General features: G+C 48.7%; 38 protein-coding genes and 1 pseudogene. 26 read left to right on the top strand and 13 right to left on the bottom strand.

Annotation, left to right across the window (positions count from 1 at the left end):
• Nucleotides 1–581: 581 nt before the first annotated feature.
• From G5574_RS03905 to G5574_RS03895, 3 genes are read right to left on the bottom strand one after another with little or no spacing between them, the layout of a single operon-like run.
• A complete protein-coding gene (locus tag G5574_RS03905; RefSeq protein WP_164482081.1) occupies nucleotides 582–1,760 on the bottom strand; it encodes a site-specific integrase in 1,179 nt (392 codons plus the stop codon).
• The gene (locus G5574_RS03900; RefSeq protein WP_164482080.1) at nucleotides 1,718–1,924 is read right to left on the bottom strand and encodes an excisionase; all 207 of its coding nucleotides are present in this window, start codon (nucleotides 1,922–1,924) and stop codon (nucleotides 1,718–1,720) included. Before G5574_RS03900 ends, G5574_RS03905 begins: the two co-directional genes overlap by 43 nt.
• Nucleotides 1,921–2,586: a phage N-6-adenine-methyltransferase gene (locus G5574_RS03895; protein ID WP_164482079.1), complete on the bottom strand. Its 666-nt coding sequence runs from the start codon at nucleotides 2,584–2,586 to the stop codon at nucleotides 1,921–1,923. The genes G5574_RS03900 and G5574_RS03895 overlap by 4 nt, the downstream gene beginning before the upstream one ends.
• Before the next feature lie 214 nt (nucleotides 2,587–2,800).
• Between G5574_RS03895 and G5574_RS03890 the strand changes: the two genes are divergently transcribed.
• Nucleotides 2,801–3,259: a hypothetical protein gene (locus tag G5574_RS03890; RefSeq protein ID WP_164482078.1), complete on the top strand. Its 459-nt coding sequence runs from the start codon at nucleotides 2,801–2,803 to the stop codon at nucleotides 3,257–3,259.
• A gap of 352 nt (nucleotides 3,260–3,611) precedes the next feature.
• Here G5574_RS03890 and G5574_RS03885 read toward each other — a convergent pair whose 3' ends face one another.
• A complete protein-coding gene (locus G5574_RS03885; RefSeq protein WP_164482077.1) occupies nucleotides 3,612–4,442 on the bottom strand; it encodes a DNA adenine methylase in 831 nt (276 codons plus the stop codon).
• A 280-nt stretch (nucleotides 4,443–4,722) separates the two neighbouring features.
• Between G5574_RS03885 and G5574_RS03880 the strand changes: the two genes are divergently transcribed.
• The 3 genes from G5574_RS03880 (at nucleotide 4,723) to G5574_RS03870 (ending at nucleotide 6,839) form a co-directional block, all read left to right on the top strand.
• Nucleotides 4,723–4,968, top strand: a complete 246-nt coding sequence (locus G5574_RS03880) for a hypothetical protein (RefSeq protein ID WP_164482076.1) — start codon at nucleotides 4,723–4,725, stop codon at nucleotides 4,966–4,968.
• A gap of 17 nt (nucleotides 4,969–4,985) precedes the next feature.
• The gene (locus tag G5574_RS03875; RefSeq protein ID WP_164482075.1) at nucleotides 4,986–5,435 is read left to right on the top strand and encodes a hypothetical protein; all 450 of its coding nucleotides are present in this window, start codon (nucleotides 4,986–4,988) and stop codon (nucleotides 5,433–5,435) included.
• Nucleotides 5,436–5,948: 513 nt separating this feature from the next.
• The gene (locus tag G5574_RS03870) at nucleotides 5,949–6,839 is read left to right on the top strand and encodes a hypothetical protein (protein ID WP_164482074.1); all 891 of its coding nucleotides are present in this window, start codon (nucleotides 5,949–5,951) and stop codon (nucleotides 6,837–6,839) included.
• Between the two features lie 48 nt (nucleotides 6,840–6,887).
• Here G5574_RS03870 and G5574_RS03865 read toward each other — a convergent pair whose 3' ends face one another.
• The 8 genes from G5574_RS03865 to G5574_RS03835 all read right to left on the bottom strand — a co-directional run bounded on the left by G5574_RS03865 (nucleotide 6,888) and on the right by G5574_RS03835 (nucleotide 11,528).
• Entirely contained in the window at nucleotides 6,888–7,586 is a 699-nt protein-coding gene (locus G5574_RS03865) for a hypothetical protein (protein WP_164482073.1), read from the bottom strand.
• The gene (locus tag G5574_RS03860; RefSeq protein WP_164482072.1) at nucleotides 7,586–8,251 is read right to left on the bottom strand and encodes an ATP-binding protein; all 666 of its coding nucleotides are present in this window, start codon (nucleotides 8,249–8,251) and stop codon (nucleotides 7,586–7,588) included. The genes G5574_RS03865 and G5574_RS03860 overlap by 1 nt, the downstream gene beginning before the upstream one ends.
• A gap of 1 nt (nucleotide 8,252) precedes the next feature.
• Nucleotides 8,253–8,918 carry an exodeoxyribonuclease X gene (gene exoX / locus G5574_RS03855; RefSeq protein WP_174250594.1) on the bottom strand — a complete coding sequence of 222 codons (666 nt, stop codon included), beginning with the start codon at nucleotides 8,916–8,918 and terminating at the stop codon, nucleotides 8,253–8,255.
• A 4-nt stretch (nucleotides 8,919–8,922) separates the two neighbouring features.
• Nucleotides 8,923–9,357 (bottom strand): HNH endonuclease, encoded by a 435-nt coding sequence (locus G5574_RS03850; protein ID WP_164482071.1) that lies wholly within the window; start codon nucleotides 9,355–9,357, stop codon nucleotides 8,923–8,925.
• Nucleotides 9,338–9,538, bottom strand: a complete 201-nt coding sequence (locus tag G5574_RS03845) for a hypothetical protein (protein WP_164482070.1) — start codon at nucleotides 9,536–9,538, stop codon at nucleotides 9,338–9,340. The genes G5574_RS03850 and G5574_RS03845 overlap by 20 nt, the downstream gene beginning before the upstream one ends.
• Complete coding sequence (locus G5574_RS23860) at nucleotides 9,535–9,663, bottom strand: hypothetical protein (RefSeq protein WP_257793782.1); 129 nt, start codon at nucleotides 9,661–9,663, stop codon at nucleotides 9,535–9,537. The genes G5574_RS03845 and G5574_RS23860 overlap by 4 nt, the downstream gene beginning before the upstream one ends.
• Nucleotides 9,660–10,064 (bottom strand): hypothetical protein, encoded by a 405-nt coding sequence (locus G5574_RS03840; protein WP_164482069.1) that lies wholly within the window; start codon nucleotides 10,062–10,064, stop codon nucleotides 9,660–9,662. Before G5574_RS03840 ends, G5574_RS23860 begins: the two co-directional genes overlap by 4 nt.
• A gap of 846 nt (nucleotides 10,065–10,910) precedes the next feature.
• A complete protein-coding gene (locus G5574_RS03835; RefSeq protein ID WP_244964686.1) occupies nucleotides 10,911–11,528 on the bottom strand; it encodes a LexA family protein in 618 nt (205 codons plus the stop codon).
• A gap of 114 nt (nucleotides 11,529–11,642) precedes the next feature.
• Here G5574_RS03835 and G5574_RS03830 point away from each other — a divergent pair, with 114 nt between their 5' ends.
• From G5574_RS03830 to G5574_RS03740, 19 genes and pseudogenes are all read left to right on the top strand, one after another.
• A complete protein-coding gene (locus G5574_RS03830) occupies nucleotides 11,643–11,870 on the top strand; it encodes a transcriptional regulator (protein ID WP_072005080.1) in 228 nt (75 codons plus the stop codon).
• Nucleotides 11,871–11,896: 26 nt separating this feature from the next.
• On the top strand, nucleotides 11,897–12,220 hold the full coding sequence (locus G5574_RS03825) for a hypothetical protein (RefSeq protein WP_029570154.1): 324 nt from the start codon (nucleotides 11,897–11,899) through the stop codon (nucleotides 12,218–12,220).
• The gene (locus tag G5574_RS03820; RefSeq protein WP_110957206.1) at nucleotides 12,213–12,398 is read left to right on the top strand and encodes a DUF4222 domain-containing protein; all 186 of its coding nucleotides are present in this window, start codon (nucleotides 12,213–12,215) and stop codon (nucleotides 12,396–12,398) included. The genes G5574_RS03825 and G5574_RS03820 overlap by 8 nt, the downstream gene beginning before the upstream one ends.
• Nucleotides 12,399–12,453: 55 nt before the next feature.
• Nucleotides 12,454–12,606 carry a hypothetical protein gene (locus G5574_RS03815; protein WP_155270046.1) on the top strand — a complete coding sequence of 51 codons (153 nt, stop codon included), beginning with the start codon at nucleotides 12,454–12,456 and terminating at the stop codon, nucleotides 12,604–12,606.
• Nucleotides 12,599–13,663: a replication protein gene (locus G5574_RS03810; protein WP_164482067.1), complete on the top strand. Its 1,065-nt coding sequence runs from the start codon at nucleotides 12,599–12,601 to the stop codon at nucleotides 13,661–13,663. Before G5574_RS03815 ends, G5574_RS03810 begins: the two co-directional genes overlap by 8 nt.
• A complete protein-coding gene (locus G5574_RS03805; protein ID WP_164482066.1) occupies nucleotides 13,656–15,068 on the top strand; it encodes a replicative DNA helicase in 1,413 nt (470 codons plus the stop codon). Before G5574_RS03810 ends, G5574_RS03805 begins: the two co-directional genes overlap by 8 nt.
• Nucleotides 15,065–15,424: a RusA family crossover junction endodeoxyribonuclease gene (locus G5574_RS03800; RefSeq protein WP_244964663.1), complete on the top strand. Its 360-nt coding sequence runs from the start codon at nucleotides 15,065–15,067 to the stop codon at nucleotides 15,422–15,424. The genes G5574_RS03805 and G5574_RS03800 overlap by 4 nt, the downstream gene beginning before the upstream one ends.
• A gap of 39 nt (nucleotides 15,425–15,463) precedes the next feature.
• Nucleotides 15,464–16,044, top strand: a pseudogene (locus G5574_RS23970) (DUF1133 family protein).
• Nucleotides 16,045–16,783: 739 nt separating this feature from the next.
• Nucleotides 16,784–17,038, top strand: coding sequence for a phage holin (locus tag G5574_RS03785; RefSeq protein WP_105088779.1), 255 nt, complete (start codon nucleotides 16,784–16,786; stop codon nucleotides 17,036–17,038).
• A gap of 2 nt (nucleotides 17,039–17,040) precedes the next feature.
• Nucleotides 17,041–17,529, top strand: coding sequence for a lysozyme (locus tag G5574_RS03780; RefSeq protein ID WP_164483189.1), 489 nt, complete (start codon nucleotides 17,041–17,043; stop codon nucleotides 17,527–17,529).
• Complete coding sequence (locus tag G5574_RS03775) at nucleotides 17,526–17,927, top strand: DUF2570 domain-containing protein (RefSeq protein ID WP_164482064.1); 402 nt, start codon at nucleotides 17,526–17,528, stop codon at nucleotides 17,925–17,927. Before G5574_RS03780 ends, G5574_RS03775 begins: the two co-directional genes overlap by 4 nt.
• Nucleotides 17,815–18,069 (top strand): Rz1-like lysis system protein LysC, encoded by a 255-nt coding sequence (gene lysC / locus G5574_RS23965; RefSeq protein ID WP_425325403.1) that lies wholly within the window; start codon nucleotides 17,815–17,817, stop codon nucleotides 18,067–18,069. The genes G5574_RS03775 and lysC overlap by 113 nt, the downstream gene beginning before the upstream one ends.
• A 4-nt stretch (nucleotides 18,070–18,073) precedes the next feature.
• Nucleotides 18,074–18,331, top strand: coding sequence for a hypothetical protein (locus G5574_RS03770; RefSeq protein WP_164482063.1), 258 nt, complete (start codon nucleotides 18,074–18,076; stop codon nucleotides 18,329–18,331).
• A gap of 50 nt (nucleotides 18,332–18,381) precedes the next feature.
• The gene (locus tag G5574_RS03765) at nucleotides 18,382–18,555 is read left to right on the top strand and encodes a hypothetical protein (protein ID WP_164482062.1); all 174 of its coding nucleotides are present in this window, start codon (nucleotides 18,382–18,384) and stop codon (nucleotides 18,553–18,555) included.
• An 87-nt stretch (nucleotides 18,556–18,642) separates the two neighbouring features.
• Nucleotides 18,643–18,951, top strand: a complete 309-nt coding sequence (locus G5574_RS03760; RefSeq protein ID WP_164482061.1) for a hypothetical protein — start codon at nucleotides 18,643–18,645, stop codon at nucleotides 18,949–18,951.
• The gene (locus G5574_RS03755) at nucleotides 18,948–19,214 is read left to right on the top strand and encodes a hypothetical protein (RefSeq protein WP_164482060.1); all 267 of its coding nucleotides are present in this window, start codon (nucleotides 18,948–18,950) and stop codon (nucleotides 19,212–19,214) included. Before G5574_RS03760 ends, G5574_RS03755 begins: the two co-directional genes overlap by 4 nt.
• Nucleotides 19,215–19,246: 32 nt before the next feature.
• A complete protein-coding gene (locus tag G5574_RS03750) occupies nucleotides 19,247–19,432 on the top strand; it encodes a hypothetical protein (protein ID WP_164482059.1) in 186 nt (61 codons plus the stop codon).
• 1 nt (nucleotide 19,433) lies between these two features.
• Complete coding sequence (locus G5574_RS03745) at nucleotides 19,434–20,051, top strand: putative metallopeptidase (RefSeq protein WP_164482058.1); 618 nt, start codon at nucleotides 19,434–19,436, stop codon at nucleotides 20,049–20,051.
• Nucleotides 20,052–20,082: 31 nt separating this feature from the next.
• A complete protein-coding gene (locus G5574_RS03740) occupies nucleotides 20,083–20,556 on the top strand; it encodes a DUF2280 domain-containing protein (protein WP_164482057.1) in 474 nt (157 codons plus the stop codon).
• A 216-nt stretch (nucleotides 20,557–20,772) separates the two neighbouring features.
• Here the strand turns inward: G5574_RS03740 and G5574_RS03735 are convergent, their stop codons facing one another.
• Entirely contained in the window at nucleotides 20,773–20,967 is a 195-nt protein-coding gene (locus G5574_RS03735; RefSeq protein ID WP_164482056.1) for a YegP family protein, read from the bottom strand.
• Nucleotides 20,968–21,070: 103 nt separating this feature from the next.
• Here G5574_RS03735 and G5574_RS03730 point away from each other — a divergent pair, with 103 nt between their 5' ends.
• From G5574_RS03730 to G5574_RS03720, 3 genes are read left to right on the top strand one after another with little or no spacing between them, the layout of a single operon-like run.
• Nucleotides 21,071–22,702 (top strand): TerL protein, encoded by a 1,632-nt coding sequence (locus tag G5574_RS03730; protein WP_164482055.1) that lies wholly within the window; start codon nucleotides 21,071–21,073, stop codon nucleotides 22,700–22,702.
• Nucleotides 22,692–24,170 (top strand): DUF1073 domain-containing protein, encoded by a 1,479-nt coding sequence (locus tag G5574_RS03725; protein ID WP_164482054.1) that lies wholly within the window; start codon nucleotides 22,692–22,694, stop codon nucleotides 24,168–24,170. Before G5574_RS03730 ends, G5574_RS03725 begins: the two co-directional genes overlap by 11 nt.
• Nucleotides 24,058–24,789, top strand: coding sequence for a phage head morphogenesis protein (locus tag G5574_RS03720; RefSeq protein WP_174250593.1), 732 nt, complete (start codon nucleotides 24,058–24,060; stop codon nucleotides 24,787–24,789). The genes G5574_RS03725 and G5574_RS03720 overlap by 113 nt, the downstream gene beginning before the upstream one ends.
• Nucleotides 24,790–24,903: the final 114 nt, after the last annotated feature.

The following is a 24,903-nucleotide window of genomic DNA, read 5'->3' as shown; positions in this document are numbered from 1 at the left end:
GCCTGTCGGCCATACAAAACGGCGTTGCCGTTTTGTCGCCCCCCGGTCGGGGGTGCTCATCCCCCCTCTCAGGAGAATATGCAAAAAAAAGTCCAGAGGTGAGTCTGGACGCTTCTTCAAATCTGGCGGTGAGAGGGGGATTCACTCGCTGCGCTCGCCCTTCGGGTGGCCTGACGGCCATGCAAAACGGCGTTGCCGTTTTGTCGCCCCCACGTCGGGGGTTCTCATCCCCCCTCAGGAGAACAGGCAAAAAAAAAAGTCCAGAGGTGAGTCTGGACGCTTCTTTGAATGTGGCGGTGAGAGGGGATTCACTCGCTGCGCTCGCCCGGCGGGTGGCCTGGCGGCCATGCAAAACGGCGTTGCCGTTTTGTCGCCCCCCCGGTCGGGGGTTCTCATCCCCCTCTCAGGAGAACATGCAAAAAAAAAAGTCCAGAGGTTAGTCTGGACTCTTCTTTGAATGTGGCGGTGAGAGGGGGATTCGAACCCGCGAACAAACCTCCGCAATATATTGTAATAAATAGTATTTTTCATATCCCACTTTCCCACGTGCATTTTACGTGCACTTTCTTTTCCATAATGGTCTATTCGCTGCCTGACTTGAGTCCGGGCCGTGAAAGATTCCCGTCATAGTCTGCCAGATATGAGCCATAGTTTCTGAACAGCATATCCGGTCCCTTATGTCCCATCTGCTTACACAACCAGAAAAGGTTGACGCCTGCGCTGATATGCATCGTCGCGAACGTGTGCCGGGTCTGGTACGGATTGCGGTACCGGATTTTTGATGCCCTCATGATGTGGCGCCACGCTTTCTGTCGAATGTCGCCCGAACCTGACCAGGGCTGGCCGTTACTTGGATCCTCAAAGACAAATTCACTCTTCATCAGCGTGAACTGTTTTTGTTCGTTCAGTGCCTGGATTGCCTCGTCATTAAGCTCAATTTTGCGGGTACCGGATTTGGTTTTTGTCCCTTTGAAAATGCCTTCAACAATGGCGTTCTGAACAAAGGCGGTTCGTCTCTGAAAGTCGATGTCTGCCCATTTCAGCGCGCACAGTTCGGATGGCCGGACGCCGGTATTAAATGCAAACTGAAACGTGGTTTTCCACTGCAGGTATTTGCAATTCAGGTAGATGATCCGTATCTCGTCGGGCGTGAATGGGTCTACCTCGTACTCCTCTGTATTGCCGGACTCGACAGAGAAATATCGTGATGCGCTAATATGGGCGACAGGGTTATCAGGTATAAGGCCATCTGTAACGGCTTCATCGATGGCGCTGCGCAAAAATGACAGCCGGTTACGGATGGTCTTTAGTTTGGTTTTTCTGCTGGCCACCCAGTGTTTCAGTGCTGATGGCGTCAGGTCGGTTACACAGATTTTGTGCAGCTCACTGAGCGCGCGCAGGCATTTGCGATAACCGTCCATGGTGGAGGGTGAGAGGTTCCGGTTTTCGCAGATCACCAGATACTCTTCAAGATAATCCTTCACCGTCTTTTTCTTTTTTTCATGACCGAAAAGAGCCGCTTTTTTTGAGCGGGGGAAATAACTCAGGTAGTGAAATGCCCCCGTAGCGATCCGGTTTTGTATTTCCCCCAGGTACCTCTCAGCGTATTTTATATTGCGTGGGTTAACTTCCATTCCTGAAAGGGGCTCACGGCACAGAACCCCTTTATAAGTGAATGTCAGCTGAAGTGTGTCTCCGGTTTTGTGTTGCCGCACGGTTATTCCGCGCGGTAAAGCGGATCCTTGCTGTTTCTTGCCCATCTGTTCACCTCATCAAGATCAATCCAGCGTTCACGGACGCCGTCCACTTTTAATACGTGAACACCTTCCTGCCAGATCTTCCTTTGTATCCGTTTGTTAATGGCTTCGACCGATTCGCCGGTGTTTTTGCAGTAGGTGGAAAGGGGGACACAATGTAGGTTCATGCTACTTTCTCCACTTTAAATAGCTGCGCTGCTCTATTGATCTGTGCAATTAACGCGGCGCCACGTGATTCAAGATGGTCGCGACTGACATAATCAAATTTTTGACCTCTCCATAATTTATCGAAAACAGCTATAGCGGCCCCGAACCCGGCGGAAGATTCACTGGGTTGGCCTTCCTCAGGCCGGTACCAGGCGGGCAGGTCAAAGCTAATTCGGCCGCGAATGAATGCTATATGGTCGGCATCTTCTGGCCACCAGACTTCGCCAGTTGCCGCTTTAATCAAAAAGACATAGCGACCGCCAGCCTCACGCATTGCCAGCGTATGGGCCATTATCTGGCGCATGCCGGTAATGTACTGCCCGTCGTACTGCGAGGCGCGGGAATAGGGTGGGTTTGCGTATGCAGCGCCGTTTAGCTCTGCCAGGCGTTCCGACCAGTTCTGCGAAAGTGCGTTATCTTCGGCGCTGTAATACGCTTCGCATTTTGCATTACTCTCATCGGCGAATAGGTCCAGCACGCACGGGCCGAACATCGAATTTATGCCCCACCAGAGCGGATCAGGCGTGCGCCATTGATCGCCGATCTGCTTTAACTTATGGTTTGGTTGATTTCGGATGTTAGTTAAGGCAATACAGTAATTATTAACTTTTATATTTCCCATAAGATTATTATCCTTTTTGAATATTTAACTTGATGTTTTAACTATAAAATCGAGATAAGGTAGAGGAATATTTTTTTATTGAAAAGGTTATTTAATTTATTGTTATGAGATGGTAGCTTGACGAAGTTAAATTGGTCATGTTGAATTTCAGTAAGTAAGGTGTTGTCTGTGTAAATATAAATTCTATTTTTCTGAGTGATTTAAGGAAGGATTTATGAAGCGTTATGACATACCGCTCGTAGGTAATGAGTATTATTATGAAGGTTTCAGAGCTAATATTATGTCTTTCGTAGTGGCTCTTATTGGTGTCGTAATTTATTCGTTTATAAAACTATATCCAAGTCCAGACTTCACAAATAACCCATCATGGATAGCACTCGGAGGAGTAATATTATCATTATTGATAATTTTTGCGTGGACGAAAAAATTCTCGAATAGATTTTATGTTTTTAACAAATCAAAAGTTCCTACTTACAATCCTATGCGCGCTAAGTTTTGGTTCGGAATATATCAATTGACAATAGGGGTTTTTTGCTCTTTCTTCTTTGATATTTTGTTTTCTGAAGTGACTCTTAGATTGACCATAACCACTTTAGTATTTTTATTTATTTTTGCGATTAGTTTGAACGGATATTCTAAAAACGCTGTTAAGATGTCGAATCTTATTGAGTAGCCGATAGTAAATGCCATTTGTCCTCTGACTTATTCCTATACGGCCATGGTTTGATAGATGTCTGCGCTTACAGGAACGAGCAGTACAGAGGAAATGATAAGAAAGAAGCCGATCAGCATAGCGATCACTTATTTACGGGCGGTTTTACATAGCCCGCTCTTTCCAGTTCCAACAGCGACACGCCCAGCGCATCAGCATATTTTTTCACAGGTCGCGGTGCTGGGCGAATCACGTTTTATATTTTGGTAAACTGCACACTGTTTATCGCCACAGTTGACTGCCAACTGGTGGATAGAAAGGCCGTTTTTGCGACAGAGTTTTCGCACTCCCAGATTGAGCGAAAATTTCTCAGTCATGCTGCGCGCCCCTTTTTCTGTTGAGCTGCTGGATTAAGCCACAGGCATTCTGTGCGAACCTTTGTCCCTCTGCCTGCGCTGATACGTGACGATTTTTCAGTCTTGTTCCAGCCTTTGAGCATATCGTTGTAAACTTCAGAATCATACCCGCTGATCATTACCATTCCTGATAACGTACCGGCGACTGCCAAAAGCTGGGTGTGGCCTTCATCTGTCATTTCGTGGTTATAGTAACGATTGCCTGCAACACGGGTTTCGGGCATATAGGGCGGATCTAGATAGTGAAGGGTTGTTATCGCATCATGTGTACGCATGACCGTCAGTGCGTCTTTATTTTCGATAATTACACCTTTCAAACGCTGACAAATTGAAGACAGATGTGCCGGATAACGTTCCCAAAGATGCGCTGGAGTAGCATATTTACGCTTACTGTCACTGCGAAAACCGGAATTGCCGCCGACTCCAGCAGCGGATCCAAATCCCATACAAGCTCTGACAACCATTCTCCGAGCTCGCTCCACAGGTTCATCGTTGAAGTCATGGGCAGAGTAAAATTCATCGCGAGAATAGGGAGTTAGAAAGCAGGCATCTTGCAGTTTTTGATTCAAAACTGGATCACGAAGTACCCGAAACAAATTGACAATTTCACCATCCATGTCGTTATAGACTTCAGCATAAGAACGTGGTTTTTGTAGCAGCACGCTGGCCGCGCCCCCGAACGGTTCTACATAACAAACATGCTCTGGCATTTGACCGATAATCCATGGCGCCAGGCGGAACTTACCGCCGTGATAACGGATTACAGGATGTTTTATTTTATTATTCATAATTATCACCATTTCTAATTTTCAATACTGCTCTGAGCACGAAAGGACCGAACATCGAATTTATGCCTCACCAGAGCGGATCAGGCGTGCGCCATTGGTCACCAATCTGATTTAGTCGATGACTATGCTGTGTAATTAAATGATTCAGTTTTGCGCAATAACTTGTTCCCATAATCGCTACTCTTAGTTCTATTAACGACAAAATGTAGCTTGACAATTTCAATATAATTTGGCATTGATAATGAACTTATAAAGCCATGCTATTTAGGACGTTATTTTTGTGAAAGGTTTAAAAATAGAGTTCCCTGTTGCCGCATTTCTTACAGCAGCAATATATTTAAATGCTTATTTTTTTCAGGTTGGTGTTTTGGGTTTTTATGGCTATCCAAACATTACAGGTAATCTTAGTGTTTCAATGATTGTTGAAAATGTTGTTCCAGGCTTAATGTTTTATTTCTTTTCATTTGCCTTTTTTTTATCCACTTCTATAATTAGATATAAGTTTATTGTTTTTTTGTGGAGTTAATTCCAGCGGTTGTTTTCATGTTCTGGTTATATGTAATAAATGATTTTGAAAAAGCGATAGGTGTTGATAGATTTAGTGAAATGTTTAATGTAACTCTCCTATTGCTTGCATTTTATTCAGTTAGGTGGTGGGTTGCAGGATTTAAAATTATATCAATGCAGACATCGACATCTAATTACATATTTATCGGAATGCTTATGTCTTCTATCGTTTTTTCAGGGTCGGCGCTGGGCAGAATGTCCGCTTATTTTTTAAATGACGTGTATAAAGTTGATGGTAAAGATAATAGTTATATACTTAAAGTCTATAACGATAGAGTGATAATAGCTGAATGCGATATTTCTCACCTAAAATATACCCTTGAATCAGATTTATCTAAGTATAAAATGACTAGGCTACAGGATAAAGAAGAAAAATTAAAATTGAGGGGGTGCTTGTTAAAACATGTTAAAAACTTAGTTGTTTGAATTCAAAAGTAATGATTTCTAAAGAGTAAATTTTAGGGGGAAGGGTAAACCCCGACAGAGCAAGATTTAATATTTATCTTGATCGCGTTTATCTTGCTCTGGATTCCTCTCAGGTCCGCATATACCGTAGGACCATTTTCCACCAAGATTTTTATTGGCCCACAAAAGTGCAGAAGGGGCACGTTCTAGGTCTAGATGCTATTGGTCTTCCTCCTTCTCATCAAGATATGTACTCCCTTTAAATTGCTGTTTAGCATTGTTGTAATGCTTAGATTCTCCCTCTAGAGAGCCTGTCACATGTATAAGTTTTTTTCGCATCAACTGACAGGCTCTCTGAAAGCAGAATATTTTATCAATCCTAAAATCTTTATGTGTGATTTATCTCGTCTTAAGGAAAATTTTAGTTTTTTATTTTGTAAATGATAGAATTTAAAAAATAGTTGTCATTTACATTGATTTGATAAGCTTTTCTTATGTAAATTAAAGACTTGATATTCATTCTAGGTTATTAATATGGCAAATAAACAAAGCACAGACAATCAACTTTCTGCAGAGAATGAAGTAGTAAGACTACAGGACATTAAAATTGGCTATGTTATGCCGATTGCAAAAACTGATGGTTATCCTGACTCTCACTGGTCTGATGTCATGAATATTATTAGTGATACTTTGACGAGGATTGGAGCCAGGCCAGGACGCATGGTAAGTGATGGTGGTGAAATCACAACAATTCACTCAAGAATAGTTAATAATCTAAATGATGATGATCTGATTATTTGCGATGTAAGCTCAAGAAATCCGAACGTAATGTTTGAACTTGGAATGAGGATAGCATTTGATAAACCAGTCATAATAATAAAAGATGATGTGACAGATTATTGTTTTGACTCTGGGACCATTGAGCATATTGGCTACCCGAAAGATTTGAGACATGGTTTAATAAATAAATTTCAAAATAGTCTCGCTACTAAAATCAATGCTACTTTTGAGGCGTTCATAAAAAGCAAAGCGGTAAAAACCAGTCCTATCCTTAAGAATTTTGGCTCTTATGATAAAAAAGATATAAAGCTTGAAGAGTTGAGTGCTAACGAGATTCTTATAAAAGATATTCAGTCAATTAAGAATAGCTTAGTTAGCTTGCAGATGATGTCAAGTACAGCACCTAAGAATCAAAAAAGCACGCCGCGGTTTGCCGATGGAACTATTGCAATGTGGTCTGGTAATAATGCTAGTGTAAACTTATCTTATTTAAATCCTATAGCTACAGCTCGGTTAATAATATGGCTAGATGAAAAAAATTATGACTATATTATTGAGGATGGCAGGGAAGAATTAAATGTACGTATTATCAATAGAGAGCAATATAAAGAAATGATGGATGTGATAAATAGCGTGCGTAACTGAAAATTTATAAAAAGAGCTGAGTTGAAATCAGCTCTTTTAAATATTTTTTTAAAAAGGAATATCATCGTCGAAGTCAGGTGGAGGATTGCTATTATTACGAGGACCGCCACCAGCAGCCTGAGCTAATCGTGACTGTGGCTGTTGCGATTGGCCCCATCCATTGTTAACACCGCCACCTAACATTGAGCCCGTACCACTGTGTGTTTGCTGCGGCTGGCGTTCGTCTTTGTCAGTCAGTGAGGCAACGAGTTTATCCACCACCTCAGCGGGTAGGTTTTCTGTCGCTTCTTTATATGTTTTGCGGGTTTGTGGTCCAAATGCCTGGCGAATTTCGAAGCGGTAACCGTCTTTTCCGTCCTGTTTGGTATAGAGAACTTTTTGCAGAACAAATCCGATGGGTTTGCCTTCCAGATCCTTGCAGTGATATTCGACTTCATTTTTGTCGTTACGGACTTCTGTAGCGTGTAGGGCTTTTGTTTTGGTCAGGCCCATAATCGCCTGAATCATTGCGTTCCCGCTGCGTAAGGGATTGCCGTCACGACCAACATAAGAAACACGCAGAAAGTTGATAGTGCCAACATCAGAATCAAGGGAAAACTCCATGGACTCTGATTTCGATTCGGCGTCTCGCGCCTGGGTAAAAATGGCTGATTTGATGGTACCAGCGTAAGCGCCACCCTCAGTTGCGCCAGAAGATCCGGCCGTCTTGGCTGATTCAGGATCGAATGTGAAAATTGGTTGCTGCATTATGCGTTTACTCCGTCATTAAGTTCGTAATAGTCCCGGATCGCCGTATCAACAGCGTTCAGGTCGTTATCAATCTGGAATTGGTCAAACAGGCCGATCGGGGATTTAACCGGGTCTGTGCCGTCTGACTGGGTGGTAAAGTAATAGCGACCGTCAGACACGCCGGTGCGCAGGGCAATACTGAACATCCCCTCAACCGTGATTTTCTCGTCCAGCATTTTGCCGATCGTCTTCATCTTGATTCGGCCGGCTGGTGTCTCTTCCGTGTGAGCGAGGAAATACACAATTAAATCGTCTTCCGCTGCCTGTGCTGCGCGAATTACGTCCCAGGCACCGCCCCCGATCTCGGTGAACTTTTCGAACGACTTTTCACTGCGGCGCCGCATGAACTGATTACCCATCACATACTGAAAATCGTCAACCACAACGAATTTCTTACCGGCGCGGCGGGCGTGAGTGATGATCAGTACAATGTCGCCAGGCACATCAGTAAAAAAAACGTTGCCGGTTTTGGCGGTGAAATCGCGGGGTTTCCAGCCAGAAGATTTAAACGGGAGACGTTTGTTTTCCGGGTTAACCAGAAAACCATCGTCAGGTTTCAGGTGCATCAGGCTGGCTGACTTGCCGGAGCCGGAATCACCCAGGATAAGAACCGGAATGCCCATATCAGCCCTCCAGGTAATGTTGCATGGTAAATTTCTGGTCTTCATCCAGATCCATATTTGCCAGCGCCCAGCGAAGATAACCCTGGTCCTGTCCGGCAATCTCTTCGAAGGTTTTGCCCTTATGCTTGCCAAAGCGCATCGTGTGAAGCAGGGAAGGCCGTGCAGATATGTCGCGCATCTGGGCTATCGTCAGGCGCGCGTCACGGTTCAGACGTAGCAGAAGCGCCGCTGTAACGAAACAGTCGTACAGCGCCCGGTGCGCGTGAAGGTTTTCAGGCACATCAACATCGAGCATGAAGTGATAACGCAAATACTGGTTGGAATGGCTTTCCAGCTCCGGATAAAGCTTGCGGGCCAGTTTGAGCGTGCAGATCCACGGCGCGGTTATCTGTGGCAGCTTTGGCCGGTCAAACGCGGCGTTGTGCGCCACGTAAACGTCGGCTCCCAGATAACGGTCAATTACATCGCTGAGCGGCGGGGCATCGGCAACCATCGCATCAGTGATGTGATGCACTGCCATGGCGCCAACGGTAATCGGCTCGGGGGGCTTAACAAAATCGCTCATAGGGTTACACAGTTTGCCGCCAACGATGTCGATACTGGCCAGCTCACACACGCCGCCCTCAAAGCTGGTGGTTTCCGTATCAATTACTCTTATCAAAGCCATAATTTCATTTCACCCACGCGTATCGGGCGCCTGATTTGATGTTGGTGATTGCTGTGCGCGAAAGCCCGTATTGAATGCCAATAGCACGATGTGTATCAGTGCTCATCCTGATTGCCCGCACGTCATCTTCAGTAATTTTTTGCACACCATACATATTGACCGTCCTGCACTTACGAGAACGGTCAATCATATTTGCCTGGTGGTTGCCTAAAGACAGGTGATTCACATTGCAGCACCAAGGGTTGTCACATGAATGGAGAACGTCAGAATGCGGTGGTGCGTCAGCTATGACGCGGTGAACTTTGACTGTGATTTTGCCAAATCTGACATGACCGTATCCGTCTTTTGTTAAAGATCCTTGCCACTCAAGGCAACCTTCAGCAGAAGGAGTGCAACGGCTCAATATGTATGCTTTTAACTCATTGATGGTTCTTTGCATAAAAGTCCTTCAATGTTGAACGGTCCGCGTTTGCTTCACGCTGGGCCAGCTGGTGGGCCAGCATTTCCAGATCTGCCGGACTGATTTGATTTTGTTCGCACAGCGTGAGGATGGTACTCAGCGCCAGCGAACGCATGGCCTCGTTGAGGGCGAATTCAGTGGGGATGGTTGTCACTGTCATAGCAAACACATTCCCGCCACCACACACAGTGCGATAAGCAACGGCGTCAGCCAGTGGCGTGGCTTCGGGTGGAAATCAGCGCCCGTCAGGCGATGTTTGAACTGCAGGCGATCTACAGGGCTCATGAGATACGTCTCCTTGGTTTGCCCTGGCGCGCAGCCGGGACGCGGATTGTTTGCTGGTAAAGGTTTGCGCAGCCTTTGTCGCTGCAAAAGGACCGGACTTCGCTGCGGTTCCAGAACCGGATTACCGCCTGCTTTATGTCCGTGGGATGCCGGAACCGGGCGCAGTATTCGCACAGTTGTGACTCAATGAATTCGGTACCTGACTCGAGTAACAGCCATTCGAAATGTCGATGCCGCTTGCCGTCCGCATCGATGTAATAAACAAAGGTTTCATCCTCGCCCTTGTAATTGGGCTCAATGCTGCAGCCATCGAAAACGACGACGCTGTTACCGATGCGGATCGGTGTGCCCTCTGGCAGTTCGCTAATGCGCTGCCGGGTCAGTTTTGGTATGAATTTCATGGATACCTCGGAGCGCTGATGAGCAGTCAAAAAAATGCCCCCGAGGCGGGGGACAAAGACTACACAGCAATGTGGGGTTGTGGTGCCAGGTGCTGATCTTCTGGTTGTCTCGATGGACTGCAATTCACCACAACGGGGAGAGCGCTACCTTTGACCACCTTACGCCGCAAACCCGTAACGCTGCCTTTGCGACCTAACTACCACGCCGCCAGGGGAGGTTACACAGGGGCTGACACGCATATCCGGTGTAGCGCTCTTTCCGTTGTGTGCTGGCCCCATCCTCCAGCTTCAAGCCCGCGTTTACTTTTAAGTCCAACTAAACTGCTGCGGTATTCCGGACTTTGCCCTGGTGAGGCGTTAACCTTTCTTGGCTGGTGCTAGAGCTTCGCAAAACTCGGCAAAGCTCAGCACTTCTTCGCCTTCTTTCAGGCTTTCAAAATATTCTTCGTAGGCTTTATCCATCTTTAATTTCCTCATTCGATATGCTTGCCAGTTCGTTTTGATGCTGCGCCTGCTATCTCATGCAGCTCAAAAAAAACTGAATCACCACACTGTCCGCCGCATGCCTGGGATGCCTTTACCCCGTGAGGTCAGGGGATGCCAGGGTGCTGAGTTCGGGCCTCTCAGCCACCAGCGCGGTGATTACATGTTCATTTGTTAAAGAGCAGAACAGCTGTCTGCGGTGGGCTGCGTCTTGCTGTGATTGGAAGTTTATTAAACTATAAACAATATAGTCAAGTAAACACTAAACATAAAGGCGGAGTTAACTATTAACTAATTAAAAGTTAAGTGAATTTATTTTTGATTGAGGGGAAAAAGCAACACACCAGCCGAAGCTGGTATGTATTAAGGGAGGTTTGTTATTTTTGCATCAACAACAACACCAATGATACGGCAGTTGCCATCAATCTCTGTCATTGGGTACTGAGGATTAAGCGGTTTGAGAAATTTTCTACCTGCATCCATTACCAACTTCTTGAAAGTAGCTTCATTTTCAGAATCTAGTTTAGCTACCACGAGCTTGCCGCTTCTAGCTTCTACCTCAGGGTCTACTAGGATCATCATCCCTTCAGGAATGCTTAGGCCAACGGGTGATGTCATTGAATCGCCCTTCACCTCAAGCCAGAAGGAGTATTCAGAACAATCAACAGTGGTTTCATACCATCTATCAATACTTTTGCGATGGTAAGGCTCTATTGCCTCAGTCCACTCGCCAGCGCTAACCCAGCTGATCACCGGAAATTTCCCTTTAGGTTGGTTAGGTCCCTTATAAACCACGTTTGCGTATGGCGTCTCTACGGTCTCAGCCACCTCATCAAGATAACCTGATGGCATGCCATAAGTAGTCTCAATCCTACGCGCGGCTTTTTCTCCAAACGAGGCTTTTCCTCCCATTAACTGGGATAAATAGCTTTTCTCATTTGCTGGAAGCGTTTTGTTTGAAAACCACGCTTTAAGGCGCATTCGCCTGTTGTCAGTAATGTTCATTTCGCCATTTTGATTAGTAATAACTAAACAAGCAAATGCTTGACGTTAAGTTTAGTGTTTAATAAACTCCAACAAAAAATGAGGTGTCCTATGGATCTTAAAAATTACATTGATGCATTAGAACGTGGCGAAGCAAAGAAGTTAGCAACCGCTTTGGGCGTATCAAGTTCGTTCCTCTCTCAAATGGCTTCTGGTCGTAGTCCTATTTCACCTGCTCGGTGCGTTGAAATTGAGCAGGCAACAAACAAAGCAGTTACGCGCAGAGAACTGCGGCCGGATGACTGGGAACGGATCTGGCCTGAGCTTTCTGCATCTTAATTCACTGACTTAAAGGAAGAAAATAAATGGAATCGTCTGCAATTTCGAGCAATTCGGTACGTGTTAATTGTAAGCCGGAAACGCTGGAGAGCTTTTTTCACCGTGAGGCAATCACTCAAGGTAATAAGGCCCTGGCGCTCGATATGGGGATTCATCCTTCTGGTCTCAGTCGTCAGAAGATCCGCATCTGCCAACTGGCATGCCGAATGATTCACCAGCTGGGTTTGCCAGAGGGATGCATCGCGGCGCCGGGTTGTGAGCAAAACGTGATTTTGACGGGTGAAGAGGCGCGAACGCTCTTATCAATGCTTGAGCACATTCGTTTGAAAGAGGGGGGCGCTGGTGGATGAAAGGTTTGTTGAAACCGACAAGCGCTTTCGGGACAAGCGCGGCATTGTCGTGCGCATCATCAGTTACGACAGGCAGGAACGTAGGGTCATCTTCATGCGTCCTGACTACGAACACCTGTGCTGTGTACCGAAATGGTACTTCGAGAAGTATTTCACCGAGGTGGGAAAGAGCGACTGAACAGCGGGAACTGTCCAGTCGTGTACAGCGTTGCTTTTGGGAAGCGAGGTTGATTATGCGACAAAAACGCCGTAAGCCGCAACAGGAAACTACTGTACATAAAGACATGGCGCGGGATGAACTCGCACGCCAGTATTCACCTGATGCCTGTCGGCTGCTACGTCAGGCACTGGAGCAGGCGAAGCGGGAGAAGTCCGGCCATGAGTAATACCGCAGAAATAATCCAATTCAGCGCCCGTCCGGGGCGTGAGGAGCAGCGCGTGGCCGATACCGATGATGGCTTCATGCGTGTCGCTAATGAGCTTACAGATCAGCTACTACAGGCTGATCTTACTGCTCGTCAGTTAAAAATCATGCTGGCCGTGATGCGTAAAACCTATGGTTTCAACAAGTCTATGGACCGGATTACCAATACCCAGATCGCCGCAATGACGGGCATTCACCATACACACGTTTGCTCTTCTAAGCGTCAGCTTATCGAGCGAGGTTTTTTAGTCCAGGGTGGCTCGAAAGTGGGTATTAACAAGTATGTCTCAATGTGGGATATGAAGAAGATTAGCCAGGTCAGCGAATGTTTAGCTGAGTCAGCTAATAAAAGTTTAGCCGAAACAGCTAATGCCCATTCGCTAAAACAGCTAAACACAAAAGACAATATTCAAAAGACAATAAATACAGATCCCCCTAAGGCCCCCAAGGGGGAATTTTCGGAGGAAGTTTTATCACAGGCAAAACAGGTCCTGGAGTATTACAACGAGGTCACAGGCACCACCTGCCGCTCTGCAGAAGCTTTTGCCGTTTTACTTACTGAACGACCATCCCGCGAAGCCTACACCGTTGATGACCTCAAGCTGGTGGTGCGCTGGGTCGCGGAGACGTGGAAACGTCGTAACGGTACGGTCGCTAAGCCCGCGAACATCTGCCGTGTAAACCGCTTTGACGGCTATCTGGCTGACGCCACCCAATGGAATGAAAATCAGGTTGAAGTTGACTGCGATGCCGTGATCGATGCGTACAACGATTTAGCGGCCGGCCGTCTGATGTATGCTGAAATTGACGAAGACAGAGTGAAGGCTATCCGCCGTCTGGCAACACACTTCCCGCGCAGCAAGCCTGCTAACGAATGCTTTCGCCATTATTTCAGCGCTTTTTTTAATGAAGCCCGCGACTCGTACTTTGGCAAAAGCAACAGCGGCTGGCATGCCAACTTCGACTGGCTGATGAAGCCTGACACGCTGCTGTTGGTACGGAGGGGCAACCATGTCTGATCTGTATCTCGAAGCCAGTGTGCTGGGTTGCCTGCTTCATTCCGGTTTGACGCCTGATGCATACGACGTACTGGCTACCGTCGAGCCAGCAGCATTCACGAACCCGTTTTACTCAAGGCTGTATACCGAGATTAAGCGCCAGGCGACGCAGAAAAAAATGATTGATGCGCTGCTGGTGGCAGAGGCCATGGGCAGTGAAAACGGTATTTTTGCGGACGTCATGGAAACCATGAAGATGGTGCCGAGCGCGGCAAACATGAAGGGCTATGCAAAAAGCCTCAATGAAAAATACATGGTCCGGGGCTTTGTCAGCCTCATGGAGAGCCATTACGAGAAGATTACCAGCGCTTACAACCACGATACCGCGATGGAAGGTATCCAGGACTTTACGCGCCAGCTGATGAACATCAGTCGGCCAGATGAAGAAGTGCTGCCGATCCGCGCCAGTGAACTGCTTGACGGGTATATGGATACGCTGGAAAAACGTGTGGCCGATGATGAAGAGTCGAACACCATCAAAACGGGCATTGATGATCTGGACGAAATCACAGGTGGATTAAACGACACCGACCTGATTGTGATCGCTGCCCGGCCGGGAATGGGTAAGACCGAGCTGGCACTGAAAATCGCCGAGGGCATAGCCCAGCGCACTGTTTCGCTCGGTACTGAGCGGGTGCAGCGCGGTGTTCTGATTTTCAGCATGGAAATGCAGGCAGGCCAGATCATCGAGCGCCAGCTGGCGAATGCGTCCAACGTATCCGTTTCCAAACTGCGCAAAGCCAGCCACCTTGACGATGAGGACTGGGGCCGGATCTCCATGGGGCTGGCTGAGCTTGCGAATCTCGATGTCTGGGTTGTCGATGCAACAAACCTCAGCATTGAACAAATCAGAGCGATGGCCACACGTCATAAAAACCGTTATCCGGGCCTGTCGCTTATCCTGGCTGACTATCTGGGGCTCATCAAAAAGCCATCGGCAGAACGTAATGACCTGGCGATCGGTGAGATTACACGCGGCCTTAAAACCATGGCGATGGAGCTTAATACGCCCGTTATCTGCCTTAGTCAGCTGTCGCGCGAAGTGGAAAAGCGCCCAAACAAACGCCCGTTGAATGCCGATCTGCGTGACAGTGGCAGCATTGAGCAGGACGCAGACGGCATCTGGTTCATTTATCGGGATGGTGCCTATAACCCAGACAGCCCGGCCGCGCACCTGGCTGAAATCATTATCGGTAAAAACCGTCATGGCCCACAGGGCGGCGTGGTTTATCAGGAATTCCGAAACGGCCATTTCCGTGAAACGGATCAGGCTATAGCGGCGCAGCTTGCCCGCGAGAGACCGGCGCAGGCTGGCCGGGATAAATCATCACGCAACGGTAATGAACCAACGGGGAGACTATTTTGATCAAAATTTATGACATCACACCGCTGGGCAAGCCCCGTCAGACTCAACGTGACCGCTGGGCAAAGCGGCCGGCTGTTCTCCGGTACCGGGCATTTTGCGATGAGGTGTGCTTAAACCAAATCAAGTTGCCTGACAGCGGTTGTCACATCACGTTTGTATTGCCCATGCCCGACAGCTGGAGCAAAAAGAAGCGTGCGCAGTTCAGCGGCCAGCCCCACCAGCAAAGGCCCGATGTCGATAACCTGCACAAAGCGTTGATGGATGCCGTATTTGAAGAAGACAGTGCCGTATGGGATGCACGTATCACAAAAATCTGGGGAGAGAAAGGGCAGATAAGGATCGAGAGCATTGCCTAAAAGGACCACAAGAACACACAACAAAAGGGTGAAGAGATTATGATCTATCCATCAACTACCGGAAAAGCAGACGGAAAAGATTTACGCTTACGCACCATGGAAAGTGTCTGGCTACAGGGTAAGTTGAAAATGTGGGGGCGCTGGGCTACATACAGCGATATGCCGGAAGCAGTAAATATGTTTAAGCGCATGCTTTCGCGGGGGAAGGTGACCCACGATGATCTCGTTAAAGCTATGCAGAAGTTAAAAAAGCTGGTCTCAGCAATATCGAACTGGAGCAGTGGATGTTCCAAATGCAGGAGGAAAGTGTTGTCAGCAGCCTGGTATTTTGTAGCAATGAAGAAGGCGCATTGATGGACAGGATTATCGGGACCACACTGATAAATACGCCGGGACTGCTCAGCATCGTCAAGCAACGTTATCTTGGGCGCGGTAAAAAACAGTCAGAAATCGCGCGCGATTTAAATGAGTGCCATCCAGAGTTATCATTTCGCACGTGTGAAAGGCGAGTCAGCGCATGGCTTAACGCTGCAGAGTATTCTCTCTATCATCCTTTGAATGACGCGTTCAGTTTGAACAGCGAAAGATTTTCATTGCAGGCTGTCGTAAAAACTGGTTGAATCTCGTTATGCTTCGCAAAGCTGTATCGACAAGCAACAGAATTCATAGCCCCGCCATCGTGCGGGGCTTTTTGTTTTTGGCGGGTTTGTTGTATTGGTGCCTGCGCAATGAAGGAAAAATAGTGCCAGATAAAAAAATTCCCGCCAGCTACAGGCACGCAACTGGCAGGAAATGGACTGATTTGAGGTTACTTATATTTTTCATAGTGTTGTCTTTACCACGCACTGGAAGGGTAGATTATTTCAGTAGGTTTTAATCAAGTAAGTAGATTAGGTTTTTGAGTGATAATCACGCGATTGACGTTTTTAATGCGGCCTGAATCTTTTTTATACTGGTACTAATGCGGTGAATCCCCCTAAGCGGCGGGGCAAAACCAGTAAACCCTAAATGCTGCGGGTCAGGTGCTGGTTTTTCTGACTCACCGGGAGGCACCCGGCACCGCAGACATATAGCTACAATTTTCAGCACTCTAAGCCCCACTACGTTGGGCCTTTTGAAATGCTCGCAACAAATTTTCAACAATGTGATTTTTTGCCAAGCATCAGACGTTAGATGGTTGTAATTTTAATACGCCCCTTCAAGAGCTAAGCCATTGCGAGTGCCGGAGACAAGCGCCGGGTGGGGCAACTAACAAATTTAATATGCGTTTAAAACGCATCCATAAAAGGTCGCCTCGGGTGGCCTTTTTTATTTCCCCTCCTTCTACTGACAGCTTCCGTAATCAACGGAGGTACTCACATGGTCAAAATTATGCCTGACAAAATTTCGACAGCCACGAACTACAGCGTGACGGGCGGCTTGGTATATGGCGGTCTGCAGGGCTGGTTCGGCTGGCTGCACGGTCTCGACTGGAATCAGGTAGCGTTGATCGGTGGCTTCGTCATCGCGATCCTGACTTTTATCACGAACATGTACTTCAAGCGTCGCCAGACGAAGGCTTATGAGAAAGCGCTCGACAGGGGCTATGTCACTCCGCCACCGCAGGATGACTAATGATGGCTATTTCACCCGCTTTGCGTAAAAGCCTCATTACAGCTGCTGGTGGCGGTGCGTTAGCCATCGCGGCTGTTCTGATCCCGAACCTTGAAGGCAATTCCTATACGCCATACCGTGATGTGGGTGGCGTCTGGACAGTATGCAACGGCATAACTGGTCCGAACGTGATTCAGGGGAAAACATATACCCAAAAAGAGTGCGACGCGCTTCTGCAAAAGCACCTGCAGCCCTATGCCCGATCAGTGGAAAGGTCCGTAAAGGTTCCGTCAAATGCATATCAGAAAGCCGCTCTTATCAGTTTTAGCTATAACGTCGGTGTTAATGCATTCGAGCACTCATCGGTACTGCGCAATCTGAATGCCGGGCGCTATCAGCAAGCCTGTGATGGCCTTCGTAGCTGGGTATATGTTGACCGCGTGAGGATTCAGGGGCTGGCGAACCGCCGTGACGTTGAGCGGGAGATCTGCAACTGGAGCCTGAACCCATGACCTGGTTAATTATTAACTGGCGCGTTGTGCTGGCGTTCCTGCTGGTGGTGTTGATAGCGGCTTTATTGCTTGCTGCTGCCCACTACCGTGATTCAACACTCAGAGTGGAGCAACAGCGCGATGCGGCAATCCAGCAGACAAAATCAGCCGAGGCTGTCACCAACAATGTTATCTCTGCCGTTCGACTGTTTAACGACATTGCGGCCTCAACGCAGGGACAGAAACAGCAGGCCAACACCGACAGCGAAAACCGAATTGTTGTTATCCGTAAGGCGCTGGAGACAGATAAGTGCGCTGCTTTGCCTGTTCCTGCTACCGCTGCTAACGAGCTGCGCACGCACAGAAACCAGATTCGTTCAGGTTCCACCAGTCCCGATCCCGGTGGAATTAACCGCTGATTGTCCGGTACCGGAAATTCCCGATCCACTTACGTGGGGCAGCAGCCTGGAATTAAACGAAAGGCTGTTAACCGTGCTGGGAAACTGCAACAAGGACAAGGCCAGCATCCGCAAAATCGAATTATCCCGACAAGGTAAATAGCATCATGTTCACTACTACTGCACTCATTACGTGGGCGCTGATTGCGCTCGTCACTGGTTTCGCTTCTGGCTGGCTGGTGGGCCTGTTCCGCTGGAAAAACAGTCCTGTTAAAGCTGAGGCTGAATCAACAGCTATTCGTGACGGCTGGCACGATGTAGAGCAGCGCTTTCAGGCTCAGATTGACGAACTGAAAAGCAAACTGGATGAGCAGGCCATCGCTCAGCCGCAGGAGGCGCAGAGTGAAACGCCAAAAAAGAATTAAGCTACGCCTGGTTAAGTGACTGGGCTTTACTAAAAAAAGAGGAAGTAACGATGTCCGAACCACTGTATGAAGGTACTACCGTGACCACTGCACAGCCGGTCACAGCAACAACCGATAAAACTGATGCCGTACTGGCAAAGGTGAAAGAACTGCTGAAAGTTGCAGGCCATGACGTCGATACTGTATTCGATGATGTGGCTTCACTGGCTAAAAAGCTGGCGTAATTATCACAAGGCGCATTTGCGAGTGCGCCTGATGATGACAATTGCAAGGCTTGTGTTTATCATTCCTCAACATTGAGGAGGCCCAAATTGCTCACTTTAAGTCATATAAAAAACCCACTTACGATAATAGGCATTTTCGCCGGAATAGTTGAAATATCGGCTAATTCGGTTTTGCCCTTTCTGGAACCATCTCAACAATCTTTATACCTCTGGTTTTTGATGCTTTTCCCGGCAGGTTTGGTGTTGATTTTTTTTCTCACTTTAAATTTAAATCATGTGGTGCTTTATGCGCCAAGTGACTATAAGGATGACGGCGCTTTCATGGATGCCAGCGGCGTGGTGCGCAATAACACAGTTGAAAATACAGCACCAGTTAAGGGGTTTGAAATCTCATGAATAAAAGTATTCGTTCTATATATGAAGATACCACGGTAAAACTTGATAACACCGCTTTTGAAGATTGCACCTTTAAAAATTGCTTGTTGATATACGCTGGAACAACTGGTTTAAGCTTAACGGGTTGTAAGATCATCAATTGCAATTGGAAACTTGAAGGACCAGCATCAAATACAATAATGTTTTTAAAATCAATGTATAAAGACATGGGGCCTTTTGGTAAGCAAATGGTTGAAGCAACATTCGAAAATATTAAAAAATAACCGCCTTAGGGCGGTTTTTTATTGGAGCATATATGTCACGTCTTAGAGTCGATATCCTCCCCCCATCCAATGCCGCTATTAACAGCGTGCTGGGTGAGATGGAGCGTAAATATGCTGGTAAGCCTGCAACACCAGGAATGATTGCTGATATGGAGCGCGAAGCCGCCAGGCTGATTCGACGCCTCATTACCACCAAAGTGACTTTCGTCAGGAACTGATATGAGTGACCGACCTATTCCACCACAGGAATTGGTAGAGGAATTTAAGCCTTACATCTCTCTCATTCCGGCTAATGAGGTCCTGTATTGGGTGCAGGAGCAAATCATCAGCAGTGATGGCCGGTTGCATAATTCCGATCATGCACATCTTGCTGAGGCTGATATAGCATTTTTGTGGGCCGCTACTGCCTTTACTAAAAAAGGGCGCACCGTGCTTGGGCAGGCCGAAGAAGTGATGATGCGTGCCGGGGGCTGGCAAAAAGCCCGGATGGAACAGCAGTTGTATGAATGGTTTGGCCGCAAGCCTGATTTCATTATCACCCTTGCTGCTGACTTCTGCATGAACTGTAGCGATCTGGAGTTCTGCGCGCTGGTGGAGCATGAGCTTTATCACATTGCGCAAAAAACAGACGAATTTGGCGCGCCCGAGTTCACGCGGGATGGTCAGCCTAAGCTTTGCATGCGGGGGCATGACGTCGAAGAGTTCACGGGCGTTGTTCGCCGCTACGGCGCAAGCGAAGAAGTTAAGCAACTTATCGACGCTGCCAGCCAACCGGCAGAGGTGGCCAATATCGACATAGCCAGGGCATGCGGCACATGCATGTTAAAGCTGGCTTAATTCTTGACTGATTATGACGGGCAGGTATCACATGGCGACACTTAAAGGTGAGGTCAAAGCCTTCATCGTTCAGTCGCTTGCCTGTTTCGATACCCCATCAATGGTGGTGGAGTCCGTCAAAAAAGAATTTGGCATTTCCATCACGCGCCAGCAGGTGGAATCCCACGACCCCACAAAGTCGAACGGCAAGGGACTGGCAAAGAAATGGGTGGACATGTTCAACGACACCCGCAACAGGTTCCAGTCAGAAATAGCGGATATCCCGATCGCCAATAAGGCTTACCGTCTTCGGACGCTTGACCGCATGGCGACGCGCACCGAAACCATGAAAAACTTTGCGCTAACTGCCCAGTTGATTGAGCAAGCAGCGAAAGAGGTGGGCGACGCGTACACTAACAGGCTGAAGGTGGAAAGCACCGGGGCTAATGGTGGGCCTATCAAAACCGAGAACGTTTCGCTGACCTCTGACGAGGCCGCAGAGCTTTACCGCAAAATGATGGGATAACAGCCGGAAATAGCGGTTTCGTTACCTTTTACGCCTATGCATTTTCGGGCAGCTTTTATGCACCAATTATGCAGTCCGTTTTCAGCATATCCGCTATGAAATCATCAGGAAATACGCCTTTGACAGCTAACTGCGCGTGAGTGCTGTTTCGCCAGGGCGGGTAATGTCTCTTATGTTAAATAGGGCTGAATTCAGCCCTATTTATAAGTTTATTGATTAGGTTTCATCAATGATGGTTTTTGATGGTCCGTTAGCCTGTACAGAGGCAATTCCGGTTTCAGCGGCCTGTTTCGAAGAGTACATTTCACTTGTGGCAATCACTTTGTGATTCTCCGCCTTAAGAACGAAATAATATTCGCTATTAAGCATATGATTTTTTGGCACACTCTTTTTTATGACGTAATAACCCATGAGGTATCTCCTTTTTTGCCGTCGCACCATGCGTCGGTTAAACAATATTCAATCATTCACAAAACTGTTCAATTGATACACCTCATTATTTTGGGTAAATCTGATGCCGATCCCGTTCCCGTTCGATTTCAAGAACCCTGATTACACGCAGGTGTTTGAATGGCGCATGGAGAGGTTGCAGCGCATCAGGCAAAACCCCGGCATGCTGCCCGCAATGAAGGCTTTTTACCGAGACAATCCGGCCCAGTTTATCATCGACTGGGGCATGACGGTGGATCCGCGCAACGTTGAACGCGGCCTGCCAGCGCGAATTCCGTTCCTGCTTTTCCCCAAACAGGAAGAGTGGATAGAGTGGTTTGTGGAGCACTGGCGCACTTCAAAGCCTGGTATTACCGAAAAAACGCGTGATATGGGCATGTCCTGGCTGACCGTGGGTATGGCGGCATCGCTGTGCCTGTTCAATCGCGGCATCATTGCCGGCTTTGGTTCTCGCAAAGAGGAATACGTAGACAAAATCGGTTCGCCTAAGTCGCTGTTTGACAAGGCACGTAATTTCATTGGCCTGCTGCCCGTTGAGTTCCGGGGCGGCTGGAATCCCAAAGCACATGCGCCGCACATGCGGATCCTCTTCCCTGAGAATGACTCAGCGATGACGGGTGAAGCCGGTGACGGCATCGGGCGCGGTGACCGTACATCGTTCTATATCGTCGACGAGTCCGCGTTCCTTGAGCGCCCTTATCTGGTAGACGCCTCACTATCGGCAACCACAAACTGCCGTCAGGACATCTCAACGCCAAACGGTATGGCGAACTCATTCGCTGAGCGCCGCCACAGTGGCAAGGTGGACGTGTTTACTTTCCACTGGCGTGATGATCCGCGCAAAGATGATGCCTGGTATAAAAAGCAGTGCGAAGAACTCGACGCCGTGACCGTAGCGCAGGAAATCGACATCAATTACAGCGCGTCTGTGGAAGGCGTGCTGATCCCCTCCGCCTGGGTGCAGGCGGCTGTCGATGCTCACATTAAGCTGGGCATCCAGCCCACTGGCCAGCGTATGGGCGCACTCGATGTCGCTGACGAAGGCAAAGACACCAACGCCTTTACTTCGCGTCACGGCTTTCTGCTGGAAGATATCGAAGAGTGGTCAGGTAAAGGCGACGACATCTTTGGCACCGTCCAGAGGGCTTTCAGCATTTGCGATCAGCGCCGTCTTGAAATGTACCGGTTTGACTCTGACGGACTCGGGGCGGGTGCGCGCGGCGATGCCCGCGTCATCAACGAGCAGCGCAAAGAGCGGCGGGAGCGCCAGATTACCGCCACGCCATATCGTGGCAGCGGATCACCTGCCAATCCGGAAGATGAAGCGGTACCGGGTGAATATGGCCAGCAAGGGCGTCTAAATAAAGATTTCTTCGCGAATGCCAAGGCGCAGGGCTGGTGGCGGCTGCGCACCCTTTTCCGTAATACCTGGCGTGCCGTCGAAGAAAAGATGCCGTTCAGTCCTGACGAAATCATTTCGATATCAGGCAGCATGCCGCTCAAAAACAAACTTATCGTCGAACTCTCACAGCCCACCTATTCGGTGAACGGCGTGGGCAAAATCGTTGTGGACAAAAAGCCGGACGGCACCAAATCGCCGAACCTGGCTGACTCCGCGATGATTGCCTACGCCCCGATGGAGTTCACCTCGATGGATATCTGGGATTTACTGGCAAGGGGTAAAAATGGCTCGTAAGAAACGCCCGCGCCAGCACAGTGCGGCACCGACTAAGACGATCGACGGTTACGATAACTTTGTATCCCGCCTGGGCCTCCAGTCCGGCAACCTCAGCGGTCACGGCACCTATATGCCGAACTTCACATCACGTAACCGCGTGCTGCTGGAGTTCGCTTACCGCTCATCATGGATTGTGGGCGCGGCCGTGGACACCATTGCCGATGATATGACGCGCAAGGGCGTCACCATCACGTCGCAGATGGACCACAAGGCAAAAGCCCGACTGACCGGCCGCTGGGAAGAACTGTCACTGTGGGAAGGATTAAGCGACACGATCAAGTGGTCACGCCTTTACGGCGGGGCGGTGGGTGTGCTACTGATTGACGGTCAGGATATGTCCTCACCCCTTCGTATGGAAACCATCGGTCGCGATCAGTTCAAAGGCATGCTGGTGCTTGACCGCTGGATGCTGAACCAGACCATCACGGAAATTATCACCGAGCCCGGTCCCGACCTGGGCAAGCCAAAATATTATGAGGTGGTGGCCGCGCAAAACGGCATTCCAGCGTGGAAGATTCACCACAGCCGCCTGATCCGCATGGACGGTGTTGGCCTGCCTTACCAGCAGGCGTATACCGAAAACGGCTGGGGCATGTCGGTGGTTGAGCGTCTTTACGATCGCATCATGGCGTTCGACAGCGCATCAACTGGCGCGGCGCAACTGGTGAATAAAGCACATCTGCGCACCTACAGCATTGAAAATCTTCGTCAGATTCTGGGCTTTGCCGATGAACGCGAAGCGGTGCTGATGAAGCACATCGACATGATTCGCCTGTTTCAGTCCATCGAAGGCATGACGCTGATGGACAAAAACGACGAATTCCAGACGCACAGCTATTCGTTTGCGGGCCTGTCGGACATCCTTTCGCAGTTCGGTGAGCAGATTGCCGGTGCAACCGGTATCCCGCTGATCCGCATGCTGGGCCAGTCGCCAGCCGGTTTCAGTACCGGCGAATCTGACCTGGCTAACTACTACGACAACGTGGGGTCGCTGCAGGAACGGCGGGAGCGTCGCCCTGTCCGGCGACTGTTTGAAATCCTTCACCGCTCTGAGTTCGGCACGCCGCTGCCGGATGATTTCGACTTTGAGTTTAACCCGCTGTGGCAGATGTCAGACACTGACCGATCCACTGTGGCAAAAAACACGGTTGATACGCTTAATGCGGCCATCGACAGCGGCCTGATGCCGTTGCACGTTGCTATGGCGGAACTGCGCGAATCATCCCGCGTAACGGGCATTGGCTCAAACATCACCGATGAGGATATTGAGAATGCCAAAGGGGCCGAGCCGCCAGGGTTCACCGAAGAAAGTGATGACGACGCGCCGGATCCCGAAACAGGTGCAAATCAGCTACACCACACAGCTACGCAAGATAGCGCGGGCGGTGGGCGACATCGTAAATGGCCGCTACGATGGTTCAAATGACAGCGTCACCGAAATTATGGATGCGCTGGAGCGCTACAGCGAAACCATTGACGGCTGGGCTAATCAGGTCGCCACGGGCTTTGCGGCATCCGTAGCGCGGCACAGTGAAAGAGAGTGGCGCGAGAACAGCCAGCAAATCGGCGCTGAGCTGCGCCATATCATTAACAACACGCCTACCGGGCATGTCATGCGCAGCATCGTGACCGAGCAGGTGAAATACATCAAATCGCTGCCGCTCGAAGCCGCAGGCCGCATTTATGACATCCAGAACCGCGCGATTGAAACCATGGCGGCGGGTGGCCGTGCTGATGCGTTTGCGAAAGAAATCGCGGCATCCGGTGATGTGGCGGCTTCACGGGCGAAACTCATCGCGCGAACCGAGGTCGGGCGGGCTGTTACTGCGCTGACGCAGGCGCGAGCAACGGCCAGTGGTTCTGTGGGCTACATCTGGCGAACGGCTCATGATGGCGATGTCCGTCACTCCCACGCTGAAATGGAAGGTCAGTTCGTTTACTGGACCAGTCCGCCCACGCTGGACGGTATGACCGGCCATGCAGGAGCGTTGCCTAACTGCCGATGCTGGTGTGAGGTAGTTTTCAAAGATTCTGATACATTCTGAATTCCATGGAACATCAGAGGTTTGATTCACATGCAAACATGGTTCGTTGCTTACGAATATGAGGATGAATTAGGGAAGGTAATTAAAGACAGTCTTTTTATAGAAGCACGCGAT

This window comes from Pantoea stewartii, assembly GCF_011044475.1.
Taxonomy (GTDB): domain Bacteria; phylum Pseudomonadota; class Gammaproteobacteria; order Enterobacterales; family Enterobacteriaceae; genus Pantoea; species Pantoea stewartii.
The sequence above is the reverse complement of the archived record's forward strand: the minus strand, read 5'-3'. Positions and strand labels throughout refer to the sequence as shown.